Genomic DNA, 8,507 nt, shown 5'->3' with positions numbered 1-8,507 from the left:
GACAAGAATTAATATACAGCATATGTACCCACTGCGTCAAGTATTTATTTATGGAATTGGCGTTAGGACACCCTGGGGCCTGCCCATGTCACGGCAAAAAGCGGACACCGTACCTGCCTCTCCTTGAACGGAAAATTTCAACGATCCGCGGCTCTTCATAACCGTAGATCCAGCTGTCCTGCTCCAGCCTCTTCGCCAGGCACCCTGCCTGGAACTTCGTCCGGTAGAGCTTGCCGAAATACACCCACCGCATTGCTGCTAACCCTCCTTTCATAGATGAGCTGTTTTGATGCCTATTGTTGCCGCAAACGCCATCGTTCATTCATAGCAGCAGAAATCTCGGCTAGTAAAATGTCGAAAACGTTCGAAAAAAAGCGAGGTTGCTTTGTGCTGAGCGGAAAAATCGTTTATACTGATAACTAAGTTGTTTAACATTTTAATTTTCAGGAAAGCGGGGAATGTCCATGGCAAAAACACATAAAAAGCTGTCTTTTGCGGATCTGGTCAAAAAATTTGTATTTATTACGGTGGGGGCCGTACTTATGGCCGTCGCGCTCGAGGTATTTCTGGTTCCCAATGAAATCATCGATGGCGGCATCACCGGGATTTCGATCGTCTTATCCAAAGTGACGACCTTTCCGCTCGGTATTTTTCTGTTTATTATCAACCTCCCCTTTTTATTTCTGGGATACAAGCAGATCGGAAAAACGTTCGCCTTCTCTACCCTTTATGGCATCGCCGTCATGTCTGTAACGACGCAGCTGCTGCATCATGTCAGTCCTTTTACCAATGAGAAAATATTAGCGGTCCTGTTCGGCGGCCTTATTCTCGGCCTTGGTGTCGGACTCGTCATCCGTTTCGGCGGCTCGCTCGACGGAACCGAAATTGTCGCGATTCTGCTGTCTAAAAGGCTCCGCATGCCGGTCGGCCAAATCATCATGATCATGAACGTCTTCATTTTCATTGTTGCTGGATTCGTTTTCGGTTGGGATTCCGCGATGTACTCCATATTTACATACTATATGGCCTCCAAAGTGATGGATATCGTGGTCGAGGGCTTGAACGAGTCCAAGTCGGTCACCATCATCTCGAACGAATACGAGGAAATTTCCCAAACGATTCAGGATCGCCTGGGACGCAGCACGACCTTCATGTACGCCAGAGGCGGCTACTCGAAGGAAGATACACAAGTCATCTATTGCGTCGTCACCCGGCTTGAGCTGGCCAAACTGAAGGCGCTCGTGCAGGAGATCGATCCCAAAGCCTTTATTGCCATTGAGCATGTGTCCGATGTGCTCGGCGGCAATTTCGAGAAAAATGCCATCCACTAAATCATTTGCAACTTCAAGCTTAAGGTTACAGCAAGGTCCGTCATCCGTGTAAACAACTTAAAAAGGCAGCCCTTAGGGCTGCCTTTGCTGTATCATTTTATAAATCCATTTGAGGAAATTCACACAAGCGTCGTCTTCTTAGTTTCCGAACGATGACGGATCTTCTCTCCACGCTTTGAGCGCTTCGACGTCCTCCTGCTGAATGGCTCCCTTTTCTAGGGCCACTTCCATCAGCGCTGCATAGTTGGACAACGTCTGCAGCGGAATCCCCGCTTCGGCAAAGGCTTGTACCCCTTTATCGAGCTGATAGCTGAAGATGGCGAGCACGGCGAGCGGCTCTGCGCCGGCTTCCTTCACAGCTACCGCCGCTTTGAGCGAGCTGCCGCCGGTCGAGATCAAGTCTTCGATGACGACGACTTTTTGCCCCGGCTTTATGATGCCCTCGATCAGGTTCTCCTTGCCGTGTCCCTTCGCTTTGTCGCGGATATAGGCCATCGGCAGATTCAGCTTCTGGGCAACCCACGCCGCATGAGGGATACCGGCCGTCGCCGTTCCCGCAATGACTTCCGCGTCCGGATACTGCGCCCGAATGATCGCAGCGAACGATTCAGCGATAAGCTCGCGAATTTCAGGATAAGACATCGTCAGACGGTTATCGCAGTAGATAGGCGACTTGATGCCCGAAGTCCAAGTGAACGGCTGTTTCGGCCGGAGCGCCACCGCTCCGATCTCAAGCAAATGGGATGCGATACGTGCTGGAATTTCTGCTAGGGTAGTCAAGCTTCGATCATCTCCTTGATAATGTGTTCGGCAGCTTCACGCGGGTTTTCTGCCGCCGTAATCGGACGCCCGACGACGATGTAATGGCTGCCTTGGCGAATGGCTTCGCCCGGCGCCAGGACGCGCGCCTGGTCGCCTGCTGCGGAGCCCGCAGGCCGGATACCCGGCGTGACGGTGATAAATTGCTGGCCGCAAGCCTCGCGGATCAGCGCCGATTCCTGGGCCGAGGCGACGACGCCGTCCAGTCCGGCCGACTGCGTCAGCTTGGCGTAGTGTACCACTGCGTCCTGAACGCTGCCTTGAATGCCGATCTCGCTGTTGAGCGTCTCCTGGCTGGTGCTGGTCAGCTGGGTGACCGCGATGATGAGCGGCCTAGTCAGGCCGGGATCGGCCGCAAGCGCAGATTCGGCGCCATCGAGCGCGGCTTTCATCATCACCGTACCTCCGGCAGCATGGACGTTAAACATGTCCACACCAAGACGGGTGATGCTCTCTGCGCCACCCCTTACCGTGTTGGGTATGTCATGCATTTTCAGATCAAGAAATACGCTGTAGCCTTTTGACTTCAATTCCCGCACAAAAGCAGGCCCTGCAGCATAGTACAGCTGCATGCCCACCTTCAAGTAGCAGGGAATACCTTCAAGTTCGCGGACCAGCGCGGATGCCGCTTCGGCATCCGGGTAGTCCAGGGCCACGATCAAGCGGCCCGCCATTTCTGTATACTTATCATTCATGCTTCTCGAATATCCCCCTTCTCAGTTCGCAAAAGCCGGCATGGCCTGCGAAGAGAAGTTGAGGGTATCCAGCATATTCATCAGCGCTCTGACCGTGTCCAGCGAGGTCATGCAGACCACGCCGTTCTCTACCGCTTCCCGGCGGATACGGAATCCGTCGCGCTGCGGCGTTTTCCCCTTGGTCAGGGTGTTGAATACGAACTGCGCCTCACCATTGCGGATCAGATCCAGAATGTTCGGTGTGCCGTCGCTGAGCTTCTGCACGGTCGTTACGTTGAGTCCGGCTTCGTTCAAAGCTTGAGCCGTACCTTCGGTTGCATAGATCTTGTAACCAAGGCGCTTGTAGCCCTTCATGAGCTCCACAGCCTCTTGCTTATCCTTGTCGGCCACGGTGACGATGATCGCACCCGATGCCGGGATTTTCATGCCTGCGCCGATCAAGCCTTTGTACAGCGCTTTGGCGTATTGCAGGTCGCGTCCCATAACTTCGCCGGTCGACTTCATTTCCGGTCCGAGTGTCGGCTCGACTCTGCGCAGCTTCGCGAAGGAGAACACCGGCACTTTGACGGAAACGTAGTCGCTTTCCGGCCAGAGGCCTTCCTTGTAGCCTGCGTCCTTCAGCTTGCGGCCGAGAATGGCCTGCGTGGCCAGGTTCGCCATCGGAATCGTCGTCACTTTGCTCAGGAACGGTACCGTCCGGGAAGAGCGCGGGTTTACCTCGATGACATATACTTCGTCGTTGTAAATGACAAACTGGATGTTGACCAGGCCAATCGTTTTCAGTTCCTTCGCAATCCGCGTCGTGATGGATACGATCTTCTCCTTGAGATGCTCCTCCAGGTGCTGCGGCGGATATACCGCGATAGAGTCGCCGGAGTGGACGCCCGCGCGCTCGATATGCTCCATGATGCCCGGGATGACCACGGTTTCGCCGTCGCAGATCGCGTCGACTTCCACCTCTTTACCCAGCATGTAGCGGTCGATCAGGACCGGATGCTCCGGATTGATCTTTACAGCCTGCTCCATATAGCTCAGCAGTTCTTCATCGGAGTAGACGATTTCCATCGCGCGCCCGCCAAGGACGTAGGATGGACGGACCAGCACCGGATAGCCGAGCGATTGGGCTGTGTCTACGGCTTCATCGACCGATGTAACCGTGCTGCCCTTCGGCTGGGCGATTTGCAGTCTTGAGAGCAGCGCCTCGAACTTCTTGCGGTCCTCCGCCTCGTCGATGCTTTCGAGGCTGGTGCCGAGAATGTTCACGCCCGCTTTGCTCAGCGGTCCGGCCAGGTTGATGGCCGTTTGGCCGCCGAACTGCACGATGACGCCGATCGGCTTCTCCTGCTCGATAACGTTCATGACGTCCTCGAAGAACAGCGGCTCGAAGTACAGGCGGTCCGACGTGTTGAAGTCCGTGGATACTGTTTCCGGGTTATTGTTGATGATAACCGCTTCGTATCCGGCCTTCTGAATCGCCCACACGGCGTGTACCGTCGAGTAGTCGAACTCGATGCCTTGGCCGATCCGGATCGGTCCGGAGCCCAGCACGACCACTTTCTCCTTGTTGGACGGCGTTACTTCGTTCTCCGTCTCGTAGGTCGAGTAGTAGTAAGGCGTTGTCGCTTCGAATTCAGCCGCGCAGGTGTCAACCATTTTGTAGACCGGACGCAGACCGTTCGAGAGGCGGAACTCGCGAACTTCCGTCTCCGTCGTCAGGCTTCCAGCCTGGCTCTGGCTGCGGATCTCGGCAATCGCCCGGTCGGTGAAACCGCGGCGTTTCGCCAGGTACAGCGCGTCATAAGAAAGCGTATCTTCCTGAAGCTGCTCTTCGAACGCGATCAGCCCCTGGATTTTATCAAGGAACCACCAGTCGATCTTGGTCAGGTCCTGAACTTCCTGCAAGCCATAGCCGCGGCGGAACGCTTCCGCGATCAGGAAGATCCGCTCGTCGTCGGCTTTGATGAGGCGCTCGCGGAGCACTTCCTCGCTCAGCTCTTCCGTACCCTTCAGATAGAAGCGGTGAACTCCGATTTCCAGGGAGCGGATCGCTTTATGGATCGATTCCTCGAACGTGCGGCCGATAGCCATAACTTCGCCGGTCGCTTTCATTTGCGTGCCCAGCTTGCGGTTCGCCTGCACGAATTTATCGAACGGCCAGCGCGGAATTTTGCTGACGATGTAGTCCAGCGTCGGCTCGAAGCAAGCGTATGTCTGCCCAGTCACCGGGTTGACGATTTCGTCCAGGGTGTAGCCAAGGGCGATCTTTGCCGCCATCTTGGCGATCGGGTACCCGGTCGCTTTAGAAGCGAGCGCCGAAGAGCGGCTGACGCGAGGGTTAACCTCGATGACATAGTACTGATAGCTGTGCGGATCCAGGGCGAACTGCACGTTACATCCGCCTTCGATGTTCAGCGCGCGGATAATTTTCAGCGACGCCGATCTCAGCATTTGGTATTCACGGTCCGAGAGCGTCTGGGACGGGGCTACGACGATACTGTCCCCGGTATGAACGCCGACCGGATCAAAGTTCTCCATGTTACATACGACGATGCAGTTGTCGTTGGCATCGCGCATGACTTCGTATTCGACTTCCTTCATACCCGCAATGCTCTTCTCGATCAGGCACTGGCCGATCGGGCTGTAACGTATGCCAGAAGTTACCGTCTCACGCAGTTCTTCTTCATTCGCGCAGATGCCGCCGCCGGTTCCGCCGAGCGTGTACGCCGGACGGACGATCAGCGGGTAGCCGATCTCTTCGGCGAAGTCGAGCGCTTCTTCCAGGGTTGTGACGATCGTGCTATCCGGTACCGGCTGTTCCAGCTCGCGCATCAGTTCGCGGAACAGGTCGCGGTCTTCGGCTTTTTCGATCGAATGAAGCTGGGTGCCCAGCAGTTTAACGTTTTCCTGCTCCAGCACGCCTGCTCTCGCCAGTTCCACCGCCATGTTAAGGCCGGTCTGGCCGCCGAGCGTCGGCAGCAGTCCATCCGGGCGCTCCTGGCGGATGACCTGGGTTACGAAGTCCAGGGTGATCGGCTCGATGTATACTTTATCCGCCGTGTTCGTGTCGGTCATGATGGTCGCCGGGTTGCTGTTAATCAGGACAACCTCAACGCCTTCCTCTTTCAGTGCTTCGCATGCCTGCGTGCCCGCATAGTCGAACTCAGCCGCCTGGCCGATGACGATCGGTCCAGAACCGATAACGAGGATTTTCTTAAGCTGTTTATTGATAGGCATATTATCGTGCTCCTTTCACGGCTGCAGCCAGTTCAGCCTGGCGCGGTTTTGCAGGTTTTTGCTGTTTATGATCGGCAATCATTTTCAAGAACTCATCAAACAGATAGCTGTTCTGCGATGTGATATAGCAGCGGTTCGTCGCCAAATCCTTCACCGGATGGTTGCCGCCGCGATGGCCGAATTTCAGCTTCTCGGTGTCGGCGCCGCAAGCCAGGGCGAACAGCTGGTGCCCCAGGCAGATGCCGAAGATCGGATATTCGCCGAGCAGTTCCTTGATCGTCTGGATCGCGTGCGGTACATCTTTAGGATCCCCAGGGCCGTTGGACAGCTGAATACCGTCCGGATTCAGGCGGCGGATTTCCTCGGCCGTCGTATCATGCGGAACAACCACCACATCGCAGCCGCGGGAAGTCAGTTCGCGCAAAATACCGCTCTTGGCGCCGTAGTCGATAAGTACGATCCGCTCTCTAGCGCCCGGGCTGCTGTAAGTATGCTTCGTGGACACGCGCGACACCTGATCGGTCATCAGGGTGCTCGCAGCAAGACGCTCTCTCAGCTCCTCGACGGACTGAGCGGATGTCGTCAAAATCCCTTTCATCGTGCCGTGGCTGCGGATAAGGCGGGTCAGCATGCGCGTATCGATGTCGCTGATGCCGACGATCCCGTATTCCTTCAGCAGCGTATCCACGCTGTACTCGGCACGCCAGTTGCTCGGCACCGTCTCATGGCGGCGTACGACAAATCCGTGCACATACGGCGCAACCGACTCAAAATCGTCGCGCGTAATGCCGTAGTTGCCGATCAGCGGGAACGTCATCGTTACGATTTGCCCGCAGTACGACGGGTCCGACAGCACCTCTTGATATCCCGTAATCCCTGTATTAAACACGACTTCGCCCGTCGTTTCACCTTCTGCTCCGAAAGCACTGCCCGTAAACAGTGTTCCATCCTCCAGCAGCAATCTTGCCTGCATCCCACTCACTCCTCTGTCAAATTACGTTAAGTTAGTATCTAGTAGTATCTATATCTGTTTCTTTTGTATCAACCGATCCAGCCCGGGTATATCCGGTCTTAGGCTTCAAACACGACTTTGCCGTCCATCCAGGTTTTAACCGGCCAGCCCTTCAGCTTCCACCCGGTAAACGGTGTGTTCCGTCCCTTTGAGGCAAACTCTTCCGGATTCACCGCTTTTTCGGTTTCCAGGTCAATCATCGTCAGGTCAGCAGGAGCGCCTTCCTCAAGCCGCCCGGTGTTTAAACCGAACACCCGCGCCGGATCGGAGGTCATCCGCTGAACCAGCATGGCCAGATCCCATTTGCCAGTCGCCACAAATTTGGTGTACAAGAGCGGGAAGGCCGTCTCGAAGCCTACGATACCAAACGGCGCCATTTCCATGCCTTTTGCTTTCTCTTCCGCAGCATGCGGCGCATGGTCCGTCACGATGATGTCGAGCGTTCCGTCCAGCAGCCCTTCGATGCAGGCTTCCACGTCCCGCGGTGAGCGCAGCGGAGGATTCATTTTCCAGTTGGCGTCCAGCCCCGGAATGTCTTCATCCGACAGCAGCAGATGGTGCGGACACACCTCGGCGGTGACGTGAATGCCGACTTCCTTGGCCTGGCGGATCAGCCGGACCGACTGTTCCGTGCTGACGTGGCACACATGGTAGTGCACGCCCGTCGCTTCCGCCAGCAGGATGTCCCGCCCCACATGAATCGCTTCCGACTCGTTCGGAATACCGATCAGTCCGTGCTGCTCGGCAAACTTGCCTTCCGTCACGCTACCCCCTTCGACCAGGGAGTTCTCTTCACAGTGCGCAATCACCGGCATGTTCAGCTCTTTCGCCCGGCGCATGGCGTCTTTCATCATCTTGGCATTCTGTACGCCAACGCCGTCGTCGGTGAAGCCGACCGCCCCCGCTGCTTTGAGCGCTTCAAAATCCGTCAGCTCCCGTCCGAGCTCCCGTACCGTTATCGCTGCATAAGGGAGCACCTTCACGATTCCCGCCTCGCGGGCCTTCTCCAGCACCAGCTGGACCGTTTCCGGGTTGTCGGTCACCGGTTTCGTGTTCGGCATGCAGGCGATGGTCGTGAAGCCGCCTTTGGCAGCCGAGCGGCTCCCGGTCTCGATCGTTTCCTTATGTTCAAATCCAGGTTCGCGCAGATGGACATGCATATCGATCAAGCCGGGCGTAACCAGCTTGCCGGCAGCGTCCGTCACTTCCGCCCCTTCGGGAGCACTCCAGCCGGCATCGGGTTCCACCAATGTTTTGATGAGGCCGTCCTCGATGACGATATGCTTGCTTACCTGTTCCCCTTGTTCGTTCAGTACGTTGGCGTTCGTTATGATCTGTATCATGAGTACCTCCGGTCGTTGATTGGCACTGTGGCTTCCAATCTATTGTATAATAATAATTCATTTTTGTGTATAT

At 55.9% G+C, this 8,507-nt stretch carries 7 protein-coding genes; 1 reads left to right on the top strand and 6 read right to left on the bottom strand.

From position 1 onward, the window contains the following. Positions 1-88 precede the first annotated feature (88 nt). Positions 89-253: a hypothetical protein gene (locus CPT76_RS37700; protein WP_167527089.1), complete on the bottom strand. Its 165-nt coding sequence runs from the start codon at positions 251-253 to the stop codon at positions 89-91. 211 nt (positions 254-464) lie between these two features. On the opposite strand from CPT76_RS37700, the gene CPT76_RS22755 reads away from it, so the two are divergent. Next, positions 465-1,331 (top strand): YitT family protein, encoded by an 867-nt coding sequence (locus tag CPT76_RS22755; RefSeq protein ID WP_105444721.1) that lies wholly within the window; start codon positions 465-467, stop codon positions 1,329-1,331. A gap of 138 nt (positions 1,332-1,469) precedes the next feature. Here CPT76_RS22755 and pyrE read toward each other — a convergent pair whose 3' ends face one another. The 5 genes from pyrE to CPT76_RS22730 all read right to left on the bottom strand — a co-directional run bounded on the left by pyrE (position 1,470) and on the right by CPT76_RS22730 (position 8,434). After that, the gene (gene pyrE / locus CPT76_RS22750) at positions 1,470-2,111 is read right to left on the bottom strand and encodes an orotate phosphoribosyltransferase (RefSeq protein ID WP_105444549.1); all 642 of its coding nucleotides are present in this window, start codon (positions 2,109-2,111) and stop codon (positions 1,470-1,472) included. Further along, complete coding sequence (pyrF, locus tag CPT76_RS22745; RefSeq protein ID WP_105444548.1) at positions 2,108-2,845, bottom strand: orotidine-5'-phosphate decarboxylase; 738 nt, start codon at positions 2,843-2,845, stop codon at positions 2,108-2,110. The genes pyrE and pyrF overlap by 4 nt, the downstream gene beginning before the upstream one ends. 21 nt (positions 2,846-2,866) lie before the next feature. Next, positions 2,867-6,079 (bottom strand): carbamoyl-phosphate synthase large subunit, encoded by a 3,213-nt coding sequence (carB, locus tag CPT76_RS22740; RefSeq protein ID WP_105444547.1) that lies wholly within the window; start codon positions 6,077-6,079, stop codon positions 2,867-2,869. Between the two features lies 1 nt (position 6,080). Further along, the gene (locus CPT76_RS22735; RefSeq protein WP_105444546.1) at positions 6,081-7,052 is read right to left on the bottom strand and encodes a carbamoyl phosphate synthase small subunit; all 972 of its coding nucleotides are present in this window, start codon (positions 7,050-7,052) and stop codon (positions 6,081-6,083) included. 98 nt (positions 7,053-7,150) lie between these two features. Then, on the bottom strand, positions 7,151-8,434 hold the full coding sequence (locus tag CPT76_RS22730) for a dihydroorotase (protein ID WP_105444545.1): 1,284 nt from the start codon (positions 8,432-8,434) through the stop codon (positions 7,151-7,153). Between the last annotated feature and the right edge of the window lie 73 nt (positions 8,435-8,507).

The sequence above is a fragment of the Paenibacillus sp. AR247 genome, assembly GCF_002968895.1.
Classification (GTDB): Bacteria; Bacillota; Bacilli; order Paenibacillales; family Paenibacillaceae; genus Paenibacillus_AQ; species Paenibacillus_AQ favisporus.
The sequence above is the reverse complement of the archived record's forward strand: the minus strand, read 5'-3'. Positions and strand labels throughout refer to the sequence as shown.